This is a genomic window from Micromonospora sp. LZ34, assembly GCF_052981855.1.
Genome location: NZ_JBRIQN010000032.1, coordinates 37,819 through 56,665 on the forward strand (window position 1 = coordinate 37,819; position 18,847 = coordinate 56,665).

Below are 18,847 nucleotides of genomic sequence, written 5' to 3' on the forward strand. Positions count from 1 at the left end.
AAAAGCCCTTTCGCCGCCGTGTGGTGGGAGCGGCCGGAGACGGGACAGGGAGCACACATGCCGCGGGACACAGAGAGCACCCGTACGGAACTGACATCGCGCCGGGCCAGGGCGCGCCGCCGGGCCGCCGGTTTCCTCGCCACCGACACCACCGCCTGGGTCGGCGGCTTCCTCGCGGCCGCCTGGACCCGCTACGAGTTCCAACCGCCGCCCGGCCTGCTCGCCCGCGCCGCCGGCGTCGCCGCCATCGCCGCCGTCGTGCACGTCGCGGTGGCCGCGGTGCGCCGGCTCTACTCGGGCCGGCACCCACTGGGCAGCCTCCAGGAGGTGCAGGGCGTCGCCGGCACCGCGATCACGACGGCGGGCATCGTGCTGCTGGGCCTGCTGCCGTCCGCCGACCGGCCGGTCCCGGCGAGCACCCCGCTGGTCGGTGGCGCGCTCGCCCTGCTGTTCATGCTCGGCGCCCGGTTCGCCTACCGCCACCGCCGGGACCTGGCCATGCGGCCGGACGTCCGCTCCTCCACGCCCGTGCTGCTGTTCGGCATGGGTGACGCCGGGCAGGGCCTGCTGCGGGCCATGCTCAGCGACCCGCGCGGCCGGTACCTGCCGGTCGGCGCGCTCGACGACGCCCCGGACAAGCGCGACCTGCGCATCGGCGGGGTACGGGTGCTCGGTGGGCGGCACGACGTCGGCGCGGCCGTCCGCCGCACCGGGGCCACCACGGTGATCTTCTCGGTCGCCAACGCCGACGCCGCGCTGATCCGGCAGATCCGTGAGGCCACCCTCCAGACCGGCGCCGCGTTCAAGGTGCTGCCCCCGGTCCGCGACCTGGTCGACCATCGGATCACCGTCACCGACGTACGCGACGTGCGGATCAGCGACCTGCTCGGCCGCCGCCAGGTGGTCGCCGACCTGCCGCTGAGCACCAACAGCCTCGCCGGTCGCCGCGTCCTGGTCACCGGCGCCGGCGGCTCGATCGGCTCGGAGTTGTGCCGGCAGCTGATGGAGGCCGACCCGGGCGAGCTGATGATGCTGGACCGCGACGAGTCGGCCCTGCACAGCCTGCAGATGTCGCTGGCCGGCCGGGCCCTGCTCGACGGCCCCGAGCTGATCCTCGCCGACCTGCGCGACGACGAGGGCATCCGCCGGATCATCCAGGAACGCCGGCCGGACGTGATCTTCCACGCGGCCGCGCTGAAGCACCTCACCCTGCTGCAACGCAACCCGGGCGAGGCGGTCAAGACGAACGTCTGGGGCACCCTGTCGGTGCTGGACGCCTGCCGCGACGTGGCCAAGTTCGTGAACATCTCCACCGACAAGGCGGCCGACCCGATCAGCGTCCTCGGCTACTCCAAGCGGATCACCGAGCGGCTGACCGCGCACGCCGCCTCCCGGTTCGCCGGCACCTTCCTCAGCGTCCGGTTCGGCAACGTGCTGAGCAGCCGGGGCTCGGTGGTGACCGCGTTCCAGCGGCAGATCGAGGCGGGCCGCCCGCTGACCGTCACCCACCCCGAGGTGACCCGTTATCTGATGACGGTGCAGGAAGCGGTGCACCTGGTGCTGCAGGCCGCGGAGATCGGCCGGGACGGCGAGGCGTTGGTGCTCGACATGGGCGAGCCGGTGCGCATCGCCGACCTGGCTCGGCAGATGGCCGAGCAGGCGCAGAGCTCGGTGCCGATCGTCTACACCGGACTGCGGCCCGGCGAGAAGCTGCACGAGGACCTGCTGGGCACTGGCGAGACCGACAACCGGCCGTTGCACCCGCTGATCTCGCACGTGGCGGTGCCAGCGCTGGATCCGATGGAGGTGAGCGGCCTCGATCCATACGAGGAACCGGAGAAGGTCGTCGCGCAGCTGGCCCAGCTGTGCAGCCATCCCGCGGGTTCGGTATTCGGTCCAGCTCAGCAGGTGCCGCTGTTGGGCTGACTGGCCGGGGCGGCCCGGCGGGTGGGGCGCGACTCCCCGCCGACTCGCCGCCCCGTCCGTACGACAGGTCGTGACGAGGGGAGTTCACGCGAGGTGACATCGAGCGAAGAGAGGCGTGGCTCGGGTCAGGAGGCACCGCGAGGGCCGGCGTGGCCGGCCCTCCCGTTCCGGGCGCGCGGGCGGGCGGCGGCCGGAGCGGCCGGCGGCCGCGTCCGACGAGGCCCTTCGGGACCGCTCCAGTGACCGTGTCCCCGCCGGCGGCCACGCCTGGGCGAACGGACGCGAAGGTCACCCGACGCGGCCGGAGCGCGGCTTCGTCACCGCTGCAGACGGCTGGGCACCTCGTGGGGGCACAGCTCGCGGTCGGGGCGGCGAGCCTGCTGATCAACGCCTTGGCCGCCCGCGCGATGGGTCCTACCGGACGCGGCAACCTCGCTCTGCTGCTCCAGGTCACGTACGTGTGCAACATCGTCGCCTTGGCGGGCACCGACCGCGCCTACCCGGCATCGGTCTCGCCGGGTCGCAGTCCGATCACGGCGACCACGGACGCCCTGCGGCTGATCCTTCCGTCCACCGTCGTCGTGCTGGCCGTGAGCCTGCCGTTCGTCTTCATGATCGGCGCGGGGACCTCGAGCGGAGGCGGTCTCACCCTGCTGGCCTTCCTGGTCGCCGCCCTCGCCATGATGGCCGGGGCGGCGGTACGCACAGGCGCGGCTGCCTCCGGAGTCGCTGGGCCATTCGTGATGGGGACGGTCGCTGGTCAACTCGTCCTGATCATGGCCGTCACCATGCTGACCACACTCGGCAACAGATCCCCCGCCCTCTGGCTGCTCATCTACGGTGCCGCGCTGAGCACCGCGCCCGTCGTCGCCTGGGTGCTCTTGCGCCGCCGTCGGGCCGGCGGTTCCGACCCCACGCACAACCTCCGGCAGGTGCGCCGGCTCGGGTTCCGGCTTCTCCCGGCCGGCCTGGCCAGCGTGGTCATGCTTCGCGCCGACCGGCTCCTGCTGCCGTGGTTGGGCTCCTACGAACAACTGGGCTTGTACATCGTGGTCGCCACGCTGGCCGAGTTCGTGACCTGGCCGGTCCAGTCGTACGTCGACGCCCAGGCGTCGCGCTGGCATCGCCGGTTCCTCGCCGGCGAGCTTCGACTGGTCCGGCCGCTGCTCGGTGCCGCCGCCTACGGTCTGGCCACCGCAGTCGGTCTGCTGGTCGCCGGCCATCTCGCGATGGTGCCCGTCTTCGGACCCGAGTACCGCCAGTCCTTGGAACTCCTACCACCCCTGGCCATCGGCACGCTTTTCTACAGCGTCAGTCGGATCGCAGTGGGCCTGGCCGTGGCGACCGGACGGGCACGCAGCGCACTGGTGGCCGACATTCCGGCCATGGTGATCGCGCTCGCCGGCTACCTACTGCTCATACCCGGGCACGGGGCCTTCGGCGCGGCGGTCGCTTCCGCGGTCGCGTACGGCGTCGGTGCGCTCCTCGCGGTGATGAGTTCGGCCACCCTGCCATGCCCCTCCGCCCCGCCCGCCACCGTCGGGGTAGCCCGTCGACGGCTTACTGGCGCGGCTGACGACCAACTGGCGCCTCCCGCCCTACCTGATTGATCCTTCTGAGAAACGAGCAGTCATGCCATCAGCGACCCAGGGGTACCGCACGTACCCGATGATCGTCCCAGACCGGGCCCCCCGAGCCAGCACGCCCCGGCACCAGCAGCCTGGGCTTCCCGTGACACTGTTGACCGCTCTGTTCGTCGTCGCACTCGCCGGACGTTTCACCCTCGACCGGGCCGGGCTTTCCATCTACAACGGCCAGGACCTGCGGATACCGGCCTGCCTCGGATTGTTGGGCGTAACCCTTGTCTGGCACGTGAGCCAGACGGTACGGGGCCGGGCCCAGCCGTGGCCTCGGTTCTTCCTGGTCTTCAGCGCGCTGATCGGCGTGCAGATGCTGGCCTTCCTCTGGGCACCGTTCGGCGCTCGCACCGACAAGGCCCTCTGGGATTTGCTGACACTGTGGATCCTGGTGCTGGTCACCACCGCGCTGACAGTCGGCAATCCCCGACGCGCCGCCAGGGTGCTGCTGGTACTCATGCTCGTCGCGGGCATCGCCTACGCCCTGGGCGCCCTGGCCGCGGGTCCGCAGAGCCAGGGACGCTATTCCGCGTTCGGCGGAGGACCGAACGTCTTCGTCCGGGTGGTGGCGATGGGGCTGATCGCCTCCATCGCCCTTGCGGTGCTTTCGCGACGGTGGTGGCTGCTGTCGCCGCTGCCTCTGCTGGGAACCGCAGCGGTACTCTCAGGATCCCGAGGGGGGTTGGTCGCCCTGGTCGGGGCTGCGATGATCTTCTTCGTCTTCTTCGCCCGGCGACGGGCCTCCATACTGCTCGGCACGGTCCTGGTCGGCGGCATCTCCGCCTGGTTGGTGTGGGCCGCGGTCGGTGAACGCTTCGCCTCCGTCGCGGAGACCCGGTACTCCAGCGCAGGCATCGAGAGCAGCGACTACTCGACCCGCCCCGAGTTGCTCTCGGCGGCCTGGCGCATGTTCCTCGAGCACCCTCTTGCCGGAGCCGGTCTCGACAGCTTCTACGCGGCAATCGGCTTCGGATATCCCCACAACTACCTGACTGCCGTGGCGGCGGAAACCGGCCTGATCGGCCTTGGTTTGTTGGTGTTCGCCATATGCCGGTGGTGGTGGGACGGACGGCCATGGTCCTTGATCCCGAAGGAGCAAATCGGCTGTGCCGTCGCAGCCATATACATCCTGCTCACCAGCATGTTCTCCGGCGACTACTTCGACACCCGGTTCTTCTGGATCCTCGCCGCCGTCGCGGTCCAGCAGCCCGTTTCCGGATTCGGACGCCGCGCACAGAAACAGGAGGTCGCACGGTGGTAGAACAACCAACGCAGACGCGACGGGTTCTCATTCTGAACCACTACGCCAAGCCGCTATCGCACGCGGGCGGCACCCGACACGTCGAACTCTTCGGCCGGCTGGAGGGTTGGGAGTGGAGCATCATCGCCGCCGGCCTGGACCATGTCACCCGACGCGAGTACGTGCCGGACGACCCGCATTTCGTCACAGTTCCGGTTACCGGCTACACCCGCAACGATCATCGCCGGGTGCTGAGTTGGGTCAGCTACGCACGCAACGCCTTCTTCGCCGCCCTGCGCCAGCCGCGGCCAGACGTGGTGTTCGCATCGTCCCCGCACATCCTGACGCCGGTGGCCGGGTGGGCACTCGCCCGACTCCGCCGGTCCCGGTTCATCTTGGAGGTGCGTGACCTGTGGCCGGAGGCCATGGTCAGCACCGGATACCTGCGGCGCGGTTCACTCACCCATCGGGGGCTGCGGGGACTCGAGCGTTGGCTCTACCGCCGGGCCGACCGGATCGTGATCGTGGCGCACGGCTGGCGCGACTACTTCGCGCAGGCGGGGGTGGACCCGGCCAAGCTGACGTGGGTGAGCAACAGCGCCGAGCCCGAGGACTTCGACCTGCGCCACGACCTGTACCGGCCGCTGCCGGACCGGGTCCCAGTACGAGGCCGGCTCTTCGTGTTCGCCGGTTCGCACGGACCGATCAACGGCCTGGGCAGACTGCTCGACGCCGTCGCCGAACTGCCCGAGCACACGTTCGTCCTGATCGGGGACGGCCATGACAAACAGGATCTGGTTCGACGGGCGAAGGCCGAGGGCCTCACCAACCTGCACTTCCTCGACCCGCTGCCGAAGGAGGAGCTACGCGGAATCCTCCGCGGCGCGGACATCGGGATACACGTCCTCGTGGACAGCCCCGTCTACCGCCTGGGCGCGAGCCCCAACAAGCTGTACGACTACCTCGCCGCCGGTCTGCCGGTGATCAACAATTGCCCGGGGGAGCCCGAGGAGATCTTGGCATCCAGCGACTCCGGGGTCAGCGTTCAGACCGACGAGTTGGCGGCCGGCCTTCGCAAGCTCGCCGAGGTGGACGACAGCACTCTGACCGAGATGGGCAGGCGCGGCCGGCGGTACATCGAAGAACACCGCTCCCGCACGGTGATGGCCGAGCGCCTGCAGCGACTCCTCGACGAGCTGGTCACATGATCCGTCGGCCCCTACCCCCTGGGCCACGCCGCGTACCTGCCGGTTAAGCGCGGTCCAGCCGTCCCGGATGTGGTGAGCTGTAGGTATGGACCGGATCCGGCTCGGGCTGGTGCTGCATCCCACCCGGGACGTCTCCGAGGTGGTCGGGATCGTCGTCGACTGGGCGACCCGGCACCGGATGAGCGTGACGGTACGCGCCGAGGACCGGCACCGGGTGCCCGCCACGGTCGAGCCGCTGCCGGCCGACGAGGTGGCCGCCGCGTCGAACGCCCTGATCGCCATCGGCGGGGACGGCACCATGCTCGGCGCGCTGCGCTCCGCGGTGCGCGACCCGAAGCCCGTCCTCGGTGTGCACGTCGGCAAGCTGGGCTTCCTGGTGGAGGTGGAGCCGCCGGACCTGCCGCGGGCACTGGACCGGCTGGCCGTCAAGGACTTCACCGTCGAGCGGCACAGCTGCCTGGTCTGCGACCTGTGCGGCGAGGACGTCGTCGCGTTCAACGACGTCGCGCTGGTCCGCCAGCCCGGCGCGGGGTTCGTCAACGCCACGCTCGCCGTCGACGGGCAGCAGTACGGCTACTACCGGTGCGACGCGCTGGTGCTGAGCACCCCGACCGGATCGACCGCGTACAGCTATGCCGCCGGCGGTCCGCTGATCTCCCCGGCCACCGACGCGGTGGTGGTGACCCCGTCGGCGCCGATGGCCGGGATCTCCCGCTCGGTGGTGCTCTCCCCGGACGAGACCATCCACCTGGAGCTGCGCCCCGGGTCCGGGCCGGTCGTCATGGAGATGGACGGCATCGTAATCCGGAACGCCGTGACCGAGGGGGCCGTGCGGGTGCGCTACCGCCGCGACGCCGGCCTGGTGGTCCGTCTCGACCCGCGCCGCTACCAGGAGCGCAACCAGCTCAAGCTGAGTCTGCTGGACCTGCCGCTGCTGCCCGACCAGTTGCGCGAGCTGCTCCCCGAGAGCCTGCGCCAGCAGCTCAACCGCCGGGAGCTCCCGCCACCGCGGTGAGCGGGGGTCAGGCCTGCTTGAGCACCTCGGAGACGAGGTCCTTCGCCTCCTGCTGGATCCGGGTCAGGTGCTCCGGGCCCTGGAACGACTCGGCGTAGATCTTGTAGACGTCCTCGGTGCCGGACGGCCGGGCGGCGAACCAGCCCGATTCGGTGGTCACCTTGAGCCCGCCGATCGGCGCGCCGTTGCCCGGCGCGGTGGTGAGGGTCGCGGTGATCGGCTCGCCGGCCAGTTCGGTCGCGGTCACCTGCTCCGGGGAGAGCTTGCCGAGCACCGCCTTCTCTTCCCGACTCGCCGGCGCGTCGATCCGGGCGTACGAGGGTGCGCCGAAGCGCTCGGCTAGCTCGGTCCAGTGCTGGCTGGGGGTACGCCCGGTGGTCGCGATGATCTCGGCGGCGAGCAGGCAGAGCAGGATGCCGTCCTTGTCGGTGGTCCAGGTGCCGCCGTCGCGGCGCAGGAACGACGCGCCGGCGCTCTCCTCGCCGCCGAAGCCGACCGCGCCGTCGAGCAGCCCGGGCACGAACCACTTGAAGCCGACCGGCACCTCCAGCAGCGGGCGGCCCAGGTCGGCGGCGACCCGGTCGATCATCGACGAGGAGACCAGGGTCTTGCCGACCGCGGCGGCCGGGCCCCACTGGGTACGGGTGCGGAACAGGTGCGCGATCGCGACCGCGAGGTAGTGGTTGGGGTTCATCAGGCCGGCGTCGGGGGTGACGATGCCGTGCCGGTCGGCGTCGGCGTCGTTGCCGGTCGAGACCTGGTAGTCGGCGCGGGCGGCGATCAGCGACGCCATCGCGTTCGGCGAGGAGCAGTCCATCCGGATCTTGCCGTCGCCGTCCAGGGTCATGAACCGCCAGGTCGGGTCGACCGTCGGGTTGACCACCGTCAGGTCCAGCCGGTGCCGCTCGGCGATCTCGCCCCAGTAGGCCACGCTGGCCCCGCCGAGCGGGTCGGCGCCGATGCGCACCCCGGCGGCGCGGATCGCGTCGATGTCGATGGCCGCCGGCAGGTCGTCGACGTAGCCGGCCAGGAAGTCGTACGACCCGGTGGTATCGGCGGCGCGGGCCCGGGCGTACGGGATCCGCCGGACCTCCTTCAGCCCGCCGGCGAGGATCGCGTTGGCGCGGTCCTGGATCCACCTGGTGACGTCGCTGTCGGCCGGCCCGCCGTGGGTGGGGTTGTACTTGAAGCCGCCGTCGTCGGGCGGGTTGTGCGACGGGGTGATCACGATACCGTCGGCGAGCCCGGTGGTCCGTCCCCGGTTGTGGGCGAGTACGGCGTGCGACAGCGCCGGGGTGGGGGTGTAGCCGTCCCGGCTGTCCACCAGCACGGTGACCCCGTTGGCGGCGAGCACCTCCAGCGCGGTCACCGCGGCCGGGGCGGAGAGGGCGTGGGTGTCCCGGGCGAGGAAGAGAGGGCCGTCCGGGCCGCGTTCCCGGCGGTGGTCGCAGAGCGCCTGGGTGACGGCGAGGATGTGATCTTCGTTGAAGGCGTTGCGCAGGCTCGACCCGCGGTGGCCGGAGGTGCCGAAGGAGACCTGCTGCGCCGGGTCCTGCGGATCCGGGTGCTCGGCGTAGTAGGCGGTCACCAGCCTCGGCACGTCGACCAGGTCGGCGGGCTCGGCGGGCTGGCCGGCACGGGGATGGGCCACTGCGGCTACCTCCTCAGGCGGGACGGACGCTGACTCTTTCCCTCCGGCGGGCGGGGTCACACGTGGCGCCGGCTCACAGCTCCACCCGCTGGCCCTTGCCGATCACCACGACGCCGTTGTCCGACACGGTGTAGCGCTGCCGGTCCTTCTCCAGGTCGACGCCGATCTCGGCCCCCTCGGGGACGACCACGTTCTTGTCGAGGATGGCCCGGCGGATCACGGCGTGCCGGCCGATCTCGACGCCCTCCATCAGCACCGAGCCGTCCACGTGCGCCCAGGAGTGCACCTTCACCTTGGGCGAGACGACCGAGTTCTCCACCAGCGAGCCGGAGATCACCGCGCCGGGCGAGACCATCGAGGCGACCGCCCGGCCGACCCGCTCGCCCCACTGGTGGACGAACTTCGCCGGCGGGTACGGCGGCTGCTCGGTGTAGATCGGCCACTCGAAGTTGTAGAGGTTGAAAACCGGGTGCACGTTGATCAGATCCATGTGCGCGTCGTAGAACGAGTCCAGCGTCCCCACGTCGCGCCAGTAGCCGCGGTCCCGGTCGGTGCTGCCGGGCACCTCGTTGTCGCGGAAGTCGTAGACGTTCGCCTCGCCCCGCTCGACCAGCATCGGGATGATGCTGCCGCCCATGTCGTGCTTGCTGGACTTGTCCTCCGCGTCGCGTTCGACCACGTCACAGAGCGCCTTGGTGGTGAAGACGTAGTTGCCCATCGAGGCGTAGATCTCGTCGGGGGCGTCGGGCAGGCCGACGGCGTCGGTGGGCTTCTCGCGGAACGCCCGGATCCGCCGGCCGTCCTCGCCGACCTCGATCACCCCGAACTGGTCGGCCATCGACAGCGGCTGCCGGATGCCGGCCACCGTCACCGCGGCCCCGGAGGCGATGTGGTCCTCCACCATCTGCCGCGGGTCCATCCGGTAGATGTGGTCGGCGCCGAAGACGATCACGTAGTCGGGCTGCTCGTCGTGGATCAGGTTGAAGCTCTGGTAGATCGCGTCGGCCGAGCCGGCGAACCACCAGGGGCCGCGGCGCTGCTGCGCCGGCACCGGCGTCACGTAGTTGCCCAGCAGGGTGGACATCCGCCAGGTCTTGGTGATGTGCCGGTCGAGCGAGTGCGACTTGTACTGGGTCAGTACCACGATCTTGAGGTAGCCGGCGTTGGCCAGGTTGGAGAGAACGAAATCGACCATGCGGTACATCCCGCCGAAGGGGACTGCCGGCTTGGCCCGGTCCGTGGTGAGCGGCATCAGGCGCTTGCCCTCCCCGCCGGCCAGGACGATCGCGAGCACCTTGTCAGCCATGTCCCGACGCTATCCATCCGCGTCGGACTTCACCACTCGTACGGGCACAGTTCTGCACTAGGGTGCGGGGGATGACGGACTCCCCTCAGCTGCGCGTCGACCTGCTCACCCGGGAGTACCCGCCGGAGGTGTACGGCGGCGCCGGGGTCCACGTCGAGTACCTGGCCCGCGAGCTGCGCCGGCTGGCCGAGGTCCGGGTGCACTGCTTCGGCGCGCCGCGCACCGAGCCGGGCGTCACCGCGTACGCCGAGCCGTTCGGCCTGACCGGCGCGAACGCCGCGCTGCGCACGATGGGCGTGGACCTGGAGATGGCCGCGGGCTGCGCCGGCACCGCCGTGGTGCACAGCCACACCTGGTACGCCAACCTGGCCGGGCACACCGCGAAGCTGCTGTACGGGGTGCCGCACGTGGTCACCGCGCACAGCCTGGAGCCGCTGCGGCCGTGGAAGGCCGAGCAGCTCGGCGGCGGCTACGCGCTCTCCTCCTGGTGCGAGCGGACGGCGGTGGAGGCGGCCGACGCGGTCATCGCGGTCAGCGCGGGGATGAGGCGGGACGTGCTGGCCGCGTACCCGGCGGTGGACCCGGACCGGGTCCGGGTGGTCCACAACGGCATCGACACCGAGCAGTACGCCCCGGACCGGGGCACCGACGTGGTGGACCGGCTCGGCATCGACCCGACCCGGCCGAGCGTGGTGTACGTCGGCCGGATCACCCGGCAGAAGGGACTGCCGTACCTGCTGCGGGCGGCCCGATCGCTGCCGGCGGACACCCAGCTGGTGCTGCTCGCCGGGGCGCCGGACACCCCGGAGATCGCCGCCGAGGTGGAGAACCTGGTCCACGAGCTGCGGGCCACCCGCTCCGGGGTGGTCTGGGTGGCCGAGATGCTGCCCAAGCACGAGGTGATCCAGGTGCTCACGCACGCCACCGTCTTCGTCTGCCCGTCGGTCTACGAGCCGATGGGCATCGTCAACCTGGAGGCGATGGCCTGCGAGACCGCGGTGGTGGCCACCGCCACCGGCGGCATCCCGGAGGTGGTCGCCGACGGCGAGACCGGGCTGCTGGTCCCGATCCGACAGGCCACCGACGGCTCCGGCCGGCCGCTCGACCCGGCGGCCTTCGTGGCCGACCTGGCCGCCCGGATCAACGAGGTGCTGGCCGCCCCGGAGCGGGCCGCCGAGTTCGGCCGGGCGGGCCGGCGCCGGGCGGTGGAACACTTCTCCTGGGAGACCGTGGCCCGGCAGACCGTGGAGGTGTACCGGTCGGTGGGCGCCGCCGGCTGAGTCGCGCGGGAACGGATCACGCGCAGTAGGTTGGCGGGGTGACTGGACGGTTCCCGATCGAAGACGTCTCCCCCGTCGTCTCGTGCGGTCGCTACCCGGCCAAGGCCGTGGTCGGCGAGGCGGTGCCGGTCTCGGCGCGGGCCTACCGCGAGGGCCACGACGCGCTCGGCTGCAACGTGGTCTGGCGGGGCCCCGACGGGCAGCCGCGCCCGTTCACCCGGATGCGCCCCGGCGAGCCCGGCCAGGACCGCTGGCACGGCACCATCCGGCCGGACGCGGTCGGCACCTGGACCTTCGCCGTCGAGGCGTTCCAGGACCCGTACCTCACCTGGCAGAACGCGGTCACCAAGAAGATCGCCGCCGGTCAGGGCGAGGCCGACCTGGCCAACGACCTGGCCGAGGGGGCCCGGGTGCTGGACGCCGCCGCCGGGCTGGTGCCGGCCGCCGAGCGGGACCGGGTCCGCGCCGCGGCCCGGGCGCTGCGCGACGGCGGCCTGCCGCTGCCCCGCCGGGTCGGTCCGGCGCTGGAACTGGCCACGCTGCTCTGGGACCATCCGGTCCGGGAACTGGTCACCACCGGGGAGGAGCACCGGCTCTGGGTGGACCGGGAGCGGGCGCTCTTCTCCGCCTGGTACGAGTTCTTCCCCCGCTCCGAGGGCGCGATCCCGGCCACCGTCGACGCGCCGGCCCGCTCGGGCACCTTCGCCACCGCCACGGAACGCCTGCCGGGCGTCGCCGCGATGGGCTTCGACGTGCTCTACCTGCCGCCGATCCATCCGATCGGCCGGGTCAACCGCAAGGGCCGCAACAACGCGCTCACCGCCGGCCCGGACGACGTCGGCTCGCCGTGGGCGATCGGCGCCGCCGAGGGCGGGCACGACGCCATCCACCCCGACCTGGGTACGGCGGAGGACTTCCGGGACTTCATCGCCGCCGCCGCCGAGCAGGGCCTGGAGGTGGCGATGGACCTGGCGTTGCAGTGCGCGCCGGACCACCCCTGGGTGACCGACCATCCGGAGTGGTTCACCACCCGGGCCGACGGCACCATCGCGTACGCGGAGAACCCGCCGAAGAAGTACCAGGACATCTACCCGCTCAACTTCGACAACGATCCGGAGGGCATCCGGGCGGAGATCCTGCGCGTGGTGCTGCACTGGGTCGGCGACGGGATCCGGATCTTCCGGGTGGACAACCCGCACACCAAGCCGTTCGACTTCTGGCACTGGCTGATCTGGCAGGTCAAGCAGGTCGACCCGGACGTGCTCTTCCTCGCCGAGGCGTTCACCCGGCCGGCGATCATGCACGGCCTGGGCAAGATCGGCTTCACCCAGTCGTACACGTACTTCACCTGGCGCACCTCCGCGGCGGAGATGCGCGCGTACTGCGCGGAACTGGTCGCGGCGGCGGACTACATGCGGCCGAACTTCTGGCCCAACACGCCGGACATCCTGCACGAGACGCTCCAGCACGGCGGCCCGCCGATGTTCAAGATCCGGGCGGTGCTGGCCGCCCTGCTCTCCCCGTCCTGGGGCATGTACGCCGGCTACGAGCTCTTCGAACACGTGGCCCGCCCCGGCGCCGAGGAGTACCTGGACAACGAGAAGTACGAGCTGCGGCCCCGGGACTGGGCCGGCGCGCAGGCGCAGGGGCGGTCCCTCGCGCCGTTCATCGCCACCCTCAACCGGGTGCGCCGGGAGAATCTGGCCCTGCACCGGCTGCGCAACCTGGTCTTCCACGACATCGACAATCCGGCGCTGCTCTGCTGGTCCAAGTACGACCCCGACACCGGCAACACGGTCGTCGTGGTCTGCTCGTTCGACCCGCGGGAAGTGCAGTGGGGCAACACCACCCTGGACATGCCCGCGCTCGGCTTCGACTGGCACGAGCGGTTCACCGTGCACGACGAGCTGACCGGCGCCCAGTACGAGTGGGGGCAGCGCAACGCGGTCCGCCTCGACCCGTACCTGCACCCCGCGCACGTGCTGACCGTGCGCCGCCCGGCCGCCCCCGACACCCCGCCGCCGGCGACGGCGGCCTCGGCCGAGCTGACCGTCGCGGACGTGCCCGCCGAGCTGTCGGGCGGCACCGCCCCCACCGCTCCCGCGCAGGAGGACGACGCCCGATGGACCAGCTGATCACCGGCGCGACGCACGACCCGCACGCCCTGCTCGGCGCGCACCCCGCCGACGGCCGGACGATCATCCGTACGCTGCGCCGCGGCGCGGGCGACGTGGCCGTCGTGGTGGGCGGAGAGCGGCACCCGATGAAACGGGTGCACGACGCCGGTGTCTTCGAGGCCACCCTGCCGGGCAGCGTGCTCGACTACCGGGTGGAGGTCGACGGCGCGGTCCACGACGACCCGTACCGCTACCCGCCCACGCTGGGCGAGCTGGACCTGCACCTGATCGGCGAGGGCCGGCACGAGCGGCTCTGGGAGGCGCTCGGCGCCCGGGTCTACGACGAGGGCGTCGCGTTCACGGTCTGGGCGCCGAACGCCCAGGGCATCCGGGTGGTCGGAGACTTCACCGGCTGGGCCCCGGACGACGGCTGGCCGATGCGCTCGCTCGGCGCCAGCGGGGTGTGGGAGGTGTTCGTGCCCGGCGTCCGGGTCGGCGCCCGGTACAAGTACCGCGTCCTCGGCGCCGACGGGCACTGGCGGGACAAGGCCGACCCGCTCGCCGCCTACGCCGAGGTGCCGCCGGCCACCGCCTCCGTGGTGCACCACTCCCGCTACGAGTGGGCCGACGCCGCGTGGCTGGAACGGCGGGCCCGGCACCGGCCGCACCAGGAGCCGATGAGCGTCTACGAGGTGCACCTGGGCTCCTGGCGGCCCGGCCTGGGCTACCGGGAGCTGGCCGAGCAGCTCACCGCGTACGTCACCAAGCTGGGCTTCACCCACGTGGAGTTCCTGCCGGTGATGGAGCACCCGTTCGGCGGCTCGTGGGGCTACCAGGTCACCGGCTACTACGCCCCCACCGCCCGGTTCGGCGACCCGGACGAGTTCCGTCACCTCGTCGACCGGCTGCACGGCGCCGGCATCGGGGTGATCCTGGACTGGGTGCCGGCGCACTTCCCCCGCGACGAGTGGGCGTTGGCGCGTTTCGACGGCACGCCGCTCTACGAGCACCCCGACCCGCGCCGCGGCGAGCACCCCGACTGGGGCACGTACGTCTTCGACTTCGGCCGCCGGGAGGTGCGCAACTTCCTGGTCGCCAACGCGCTCTACTGGTGCGAGGAGTTCCACGTCGACGGGCTCCGGGTGGACGCGGTCGCCTCGATGCTCTACCTGGACTACTCCCGCCAGGAGGGGCAGTGGGCGCCGAACGTGCACGGCGGCCGGGAGAACCTGGAGGCGATCGCGTTCCTGCAGGAGGTCAACGCCACCGTCTACAAGCACCACGCCGGGGTGGTGCTGGTCGCCGAGGAGTCGACCGCCTGGCCGGGGGTGACCCGGCCGACCGCGGACGGCGGGCTCGGCTTCGGGTTCAAGTGGAACATGGGCTGGATGCACGACACCCTGCTCTACACCTCGAAGGACCCGATCTACCGGCAGCACCACCATCACCAGCTCACCTTCTCCCTGGCGTACGCCTGGAGCGAGAACTACGTGCTGCCGATCAGCCACGACGAGGTGGTGCACGGCAAGGGCTCGCTCGCCGGCAAGATGCCCGGCGACACCTGGCAGCGGCTGGCCAACGTGCGGGCGCTGCTGGCGTACATGTGGGCGCATCCGGGCAAGCAGCTGCTCTTCATGGGCTGCGAGCTGGCCGACGACCGGGAGTGGAGCGAGGAGCGCGGGCTGGACTGGTACCTGCTGCACGACCCGGCCCGGGCCGGGGTGCAGCGGCTGGTCGGCGACCTCAACGCGGTCTACCGGGACACCCCGGCGCTCTGGGCGCAGGACACCGAGCCCGCCGGGTTCCGCTGGATCGCCGGCGACGACGTCGCCAACAACACCGTCTCGTTCGTCCGGATCGCCCCGGACGGCTCCACCCTGGTCTGCGTGGCGAACTTCTCCGCCCTGCCGCTGCACCACTACCGGGTCGGGCTGCCGGCCGGCGGCACCTGGGCCGAGGTGCTCAACACCGACGCCCACCACTACGGCGGGTCGGGGGTGGGCAACCTGGGCCAGGTGCACGCCGAGGACGTGCCGTGGCACGGCATGCCGGCCTCCGCCGCGCTCCAGGTGCCCCCGCTCGGGGTGCTCTGGCTGCGACAGGGGTGACCGGGGCGAGCCTCCCGCGTGGCGCCTCGCCTGCCGTTTCTCGCTGCCCCGTGACTCCCGTGATCTCCCGCAAGCTCACGGACCTGGCCCGGATCAGCGACTCCCCGAAGCTGGGCAATCCCAGCAGCCGACGAGGGGCGAACAGTAGCCGCATGTTCGTGAGGACGAGGAGTACCCCGACGGCGGAAAGAGTGGTACTCCGGAAGGGTACGTAGCCCTTCTGGGTGAAGAGCACCTGCTCATCGGCTGCCAGCGAGGGCCACGCGTATGTCGCCATGCACCTATGATCACCTACTGCGTGCGCCTGGCCTGCAGGCTGGGGAACGCTACTGATTCCCCACAAGCCTGATGCCTCAGAGGCATATCTATGACTCCGAGGCATCACCCGCTACAGGGAAGTAGTAATCCAGGTCGGTCGCCCTGCGTCACGACACCGCCGTCCCGCCAGCGCGACCGCAGGCCCGGCAGGTAACCGCCGGGCGCCGAGCACGGGCTCGGGCGTACGTCAGACCAGGCCCGCCTCGCGGAGCAGCTTCCACAGCCCCGCCCCGTCCGGCGCGGAGAGCCACTTCTGCCCCACCGGCCCCTGCGACGAGGGCCCGGCCGGCGCCGGCAGGCTACCGGCGAGCACCGCCTGGGTCGGCGACAGCCGGCGGATCGCCACTCCGGCCACGTTCTCCGGGTGGGCGACCACGAACTCGCGGTAGATCTCCTGGTCGTGCTGGCCGTCGTCGCCGACCAGCAGCCATTGCACGTCCGGGAACTCCTTGGCGAGCCGGGCCAGGGTGACCCGCTTGTGCTCGCGGCCGCTGCGGAACCACCGGTCGGCCGTCGGGCCCCAGTCGGTGAGCAGCAGCGGCCCGGCCGGGTAGAGGTGCCGAGACAGGAACCGGGTCAGCGTCGGCGCGACGTTCCACGCGCCGGTGGAGAGGTAGAAGACCGGCGCGCCGGGATGCGCGGTGACCAGCCGCTCGTAGAGCACCGCCATGCCGGGCACCGCGTTGCGGGCGTGCTCGTCCAGGACGAACGTGTTCCACGCCGCGAGCAGCGGCCGGGGCAGCGCGGTCACCATGACCGTGTCGTCGATGTCGGAGAGGATGCCGAACCGGACGTCCGGGTCGAGGATCCGCACCGGCGCATCGACCGGTTCGGCGTCCGGCATGCTCAGCCGCACCGAACCCCAGCCCGGCGGCAGGTCGGCCGCCACCACCGTGTCGATGAAGCCGCTGCGGTCGGCGTGCGCCTCGTGCCGCACCCCACCCGCCTCGATGGTCACCGTCACGTGCTTGGCCGGCAGGGTGGTGAAGCTGCGCCAGCCGCGTACCTTCTCCGGCTTGGCCCGCTGGCGGGTGTCCGGTCGGCCCAGCAGCACCCGGCACATCACCCGCACCCAGCCCGGCGCGCCGTAGCCGGTGTAGGCGATGATGTTGATCCGCCAGCCGGTGCGCCGCAACCGGCGCTCGACCAGCTGGTGGACGGCGTCCTCGACTCGCGCGGCCCGGTGCAGTTGCGGTACGGCCAGCTGGCCGGCGGGAGTGGGTGGCACGCTGTCACCCTGCCACAGACCGGCCACCTCGGCCACGCGAGACGACCGCCTCGGCCGGCGCCGACTCCGCCCGATCCGGCACGCCGGTCCCGCCGAACGTGAAACACTCCGGGCGGGACGACGACGGGGGCGTTGGTCGTGTCGCAGGCAGTGCGGAACCGTGGGCGGTGGCGCCCGCAGCTCGACCGACCGGCGCTCGTCGCGCTGCTGCTGGGGCTGGTCGGGGTCGGCTACCGGCTGGTCCTGACGCTCCACACGGTGCCGGTCTCCAACAGCGATGAGGCGACGTTCGGGCTGGCCGCGCTGCACATCGCCGAGGGCCGGGAACTCCCGGTCTTCCTGTACGGGCAGCGCTACATGGGGATGCTGGAGTCGTACCTGGCCGCGCCGCTGGTGGCGGTCGCCGGGCCGAGCTGGCCGGTGCTGCGGCTGCCGCTGCTGGTGCTGTACGCGCTCTTCCTCTGGCTCATCCACCAGCTGACCCGGCGGATCGGCTCGCCGTGGTTCGCCACCTTCGTAGTCGGCCTGCTGGCGCTCGGCTCGGAGCGGGTGGTGCGGGACCAGCTCACCGTGGTCGGCGGACGGCCCGAGGCCAAGGCGGCGGTGTTGCTGATGCTGCTGATCGTGGTGGGGCTGGCGCAGCGCACGCTCCGCCACCGGCGGCTGGCCGTCGGGCTGTCCGGACTGCTCGCCGGGGTGGCCGTCTGGTCGGACTGGCTGATCGTGCCCTACCTGGCGGTGGCCGGGCTGGCGCTGCTCTGGGCGGCCCGCCGGGAGCTGCTCGGCTGGGCCGGAATGCTGCTGCTGGCCGGCTTCGTGGTCGGGGCGGCGCCGATGATCTACGACAACCTGGTCGCCCCAACCGGGGAGGACTCGCTGTCGACGTTGCGGGAGGTCAGTGCCGGCACCGGCGGCACCCCGCCGTGGTCCGAGCGGCTGCGCGGTGGGCTGCTGGAGGGGGTGCCGCTGGCCACCGGGCTCTGCCCGGTCGACGGCTGCGCCCGCTGGCAGGAGTGGTTCGGCCTGCTCTATCCGGTGCTGCTGGTGGTCGCCGCGGTGACCGCGGTGGTCGCGTACCGCCGGAGCGCCGGCGGCCCGCGGGGCCGGCGGGTCGGGCCGGTGGTGCAGCTCGCGCTGGTCGCCGGCGCCACCGCCATCCTGCTGTCGTACGTGCGCAGCCCGCAGGCCGCCACCGACCCGCTGGGCAACGCGCGGTACCTGTCGGTGCTCCAACTGTCGCTGCCGGCGATGCTCTGGCCGCTCTGGCTGGCGGCGGTCGCCTGCTGGCGGGGCACCGTCGGCGTGGCCGGCCGGCTGACCGGGGCGCTCGCCACCGCCGTGCTGGCTGCGCTGGCCGCCACCACGCTGGTGGTCACCGTGCTCTTCGTCGCCGTCGGCACGGCGGCGTCCCGGACCGAGGAGCGGCAGGCGCGTGAGCTGGCCGCCGCGGTGCGCGGCGCCGGCCTGCGCGAGGTGTACGGGGACTACTGGACCTGCAACCGCCTGGTCTTCAACACCGCCGAGGAGGTGGTCTGCGGGGTGCTCGACGGCGACGTCACCCCGGGGCGCAACCGGGTGCCGGCGTACTGGGACCGGGTGGGACGGGCCGATCGGCCGGGTTACCTGGTGGCGGCCGGCTCGACGATGGAGCGGCGGCTGCGGCGGCTGCTCGGCGACCGGGCCGACGCCGCGCTGCTCACCGAGGTCGGCGGTTATCGCGTGTACCACCCGGAGGAACCGGTGCGGCCGTGGCGGTAGGCCCGCCCCGTACGCTGGCCCGGCCGGCCCCCGACCGCCGGGAAATCGAGGAGTC

At 72.0% G+C, this 18,847-nt stretch carries 12 protein-coding genes; 9 read left to right on the forward strand and 3 right to left on the reverse strand.

Features of this window, described 5'->3' with window-relative positions; all coding sequences use genetic code 11:
• The first annotated feature begins 57 nt into the window (after positions 1–57).
• The 5 genes from ACVCAH_RS27120 to ACVCAH_RS27140 all read left to right on the forward strand — a co-directional run bounded on the left by ACVCAH_RS27120 (position 58) and on the right by ACVCAH_RS27140 (position 7,026).
• On the forward strand, positions 58–1,926 hold the full coding sequence (locus ACVCAH_RS27120; protein ID WP_447139047.1) for a polysaccharide biosynthesis protein: 1,869 nt from the start codon (positions 58–60) through the stop codon (positions 1,924–1,926).
• A gap of 344 nt (positions 1,927–2,270) precedes the next feature.
• Entirely contained in the window at positions 2,271–3,536 is a 1,266-nt protein-coding gene (locus ACVCAH_RS27125) for a lipopolysaccharide biosynthesis protein (protein WP_447139048.1), read from the forward strand.
• Between the two features lie 130 nt (positions 3,537–3,666).
• Complete coding sequence (locus tag ACVCAH_RS27130) at positions 3,667–4,824, forward strand: O-antigen ligase family protein (RefSeq protein ID WP_447139049.1); 1,158 nt, start codon at positions 3,667–3,669, stop codon at positions 4,822–4,824.
• The gene (locus ACVCAH_RS27135) at positions 4,818–6,011 is read left to right on the forward strand and encodes a glycosyltransferase family 4 protein (protein WP_447139050.1); all 1,194 of its coding nucleotides are present in this window, start codon (positions 4,818–4,820) and stop codon (positions 6,009–6,011) included. The genes ACVCAH_RS27130 and ACVCAH_RS27135 overlap by 7 nt, the downstream gene beginning before the upstream one ends.
• A gap of 85 nt (positions 6,012–6,096) precedes the next feature.
• On the forward strand, positions 6,097–7,026 hold the full coding sequence (locus ACVCAH_RS27140) for an NAD(+)/NADH kinase (protein WP_447139051.1): 930 nt from the start codon (positions 6,097–6,099) through the stop codon (positions 7,024–7,026).
• Positions 7,027–7,033: 7 nt separating this feature from the next.
• Here ACVCAH_RS27140 and pgm read toward each other — a convergent pair whose 3' ends face one another.
• Together pgm and glgC are read right to left on the reverse strand one after the other, a co-directional pair.
• A complete protein-coding gene (pgm, locus tag ACVCAH_RS27145; protein WP_447139052.1) occupies positions 7,034–8,677 on the reverse strand; it encodes a phosphoglucomutase (alpha-D-glucose-1,6-bisphosphate-dependent) in 1,644 nt (547 codons plus the stop codon).
• Between the two features lie 73 nt (positions 8,678–8,750).
• Entirely contained in the window at positions 8,751–9,983 is a 1,233-nt protein-coding gene (gene glgC, locus ACVCAH_RS27150; protein WP_447139053.1) for a glucose-1-phosphate adenylyltransferase, read from the reverse strand.
• A gap of 71 nt (positions 9,984–10,054) precedes the next feature.
• Here glgC and glgA point away from each other — a divergent pair, with 71 nt between their 5' ends.
• Genes glgA through glgB form a run of 3 tightly spaced genes read left to right on the forward strand, consistent with a single transcriptional unit; the run spans position 10,055 to position 15,488 of the window.
• The gene (glgA, locus tag ACVCAH_RS27155) at positions 10,055–11,263 is read left to right on the forward strand and encodes a glycogen synthase (RefSeq protein WP_447139054.1); all 1,209 of its coding nucleotides are present in this window, start codon (positions 10,055–10,057) and stop codon (positions 11,261–11,263) included.
• A gap of 38 nt (positions 11,264–11,301) precedes the next feature.
• Positions 11,302–13,398: a maltotransferase domain-containing protein gene (locus ACVCAH_RS27160; protein WP_447139055.1), complete on the forward strand. Its 2,097-nt coding sequence runs from the start codon at positions 11,302–11,304 to the stop codon at positions 13,396–13,398.
• The gene (glgB, locus tag ACVCAH_RS27165) at positions 13,386–15,488 is read left to right on the forward strand and encodes a 1,4-alpha-glucan branching protein GlgB (protein ID WP_447139056.1); all 2,103 of its coding nucleotides are present in this window, start codon (positions 13,386–13,388) and stop codon (positions 15,486–15,488) included. The genes ACVCAH_RS27160 and glgB overlap by 13 nt, the downstream gene beginning before the upstream one ends.
• Before the next feature lie 505 nt (positions 15,489–15,993).
• On the opposite strand, the gene ACVCAH_RS27170 is transcribed toward glgB, so the two are convergent.
• On the reverse strand, positions 15,994–17,034 hold the full coding sequence (locus ACVCAH_RS27170) for an App1 family protein (RefSeq protein WP_447139057.1): 1,041 nt from the start codon (positions 17,032–17,034) through the stop codon (positions 15,994–15,996).
• Positions 17,035–17,172: 138 nt separating this feature from the next.
• On the opposite strand from ACVCAH_RS27170, the gene ACVCAH_RS27175 reads away from it, so the two are divergent.
• The gene (locus ACVCAH_RS27175) at positions 17,173–18,792 is read left to right on the forward strand and encodes a hypothetical protein (RefSeq protein WP_447139058.1); all 1,620 of its coding nucleotides are present in this window, start codon (positions 17,173–17,175) and stop codon (positions 18,790–18,792) included.
• The last annotated feature ends 55 nt before the right edge of the window (positions 18,793–18,847 follow it).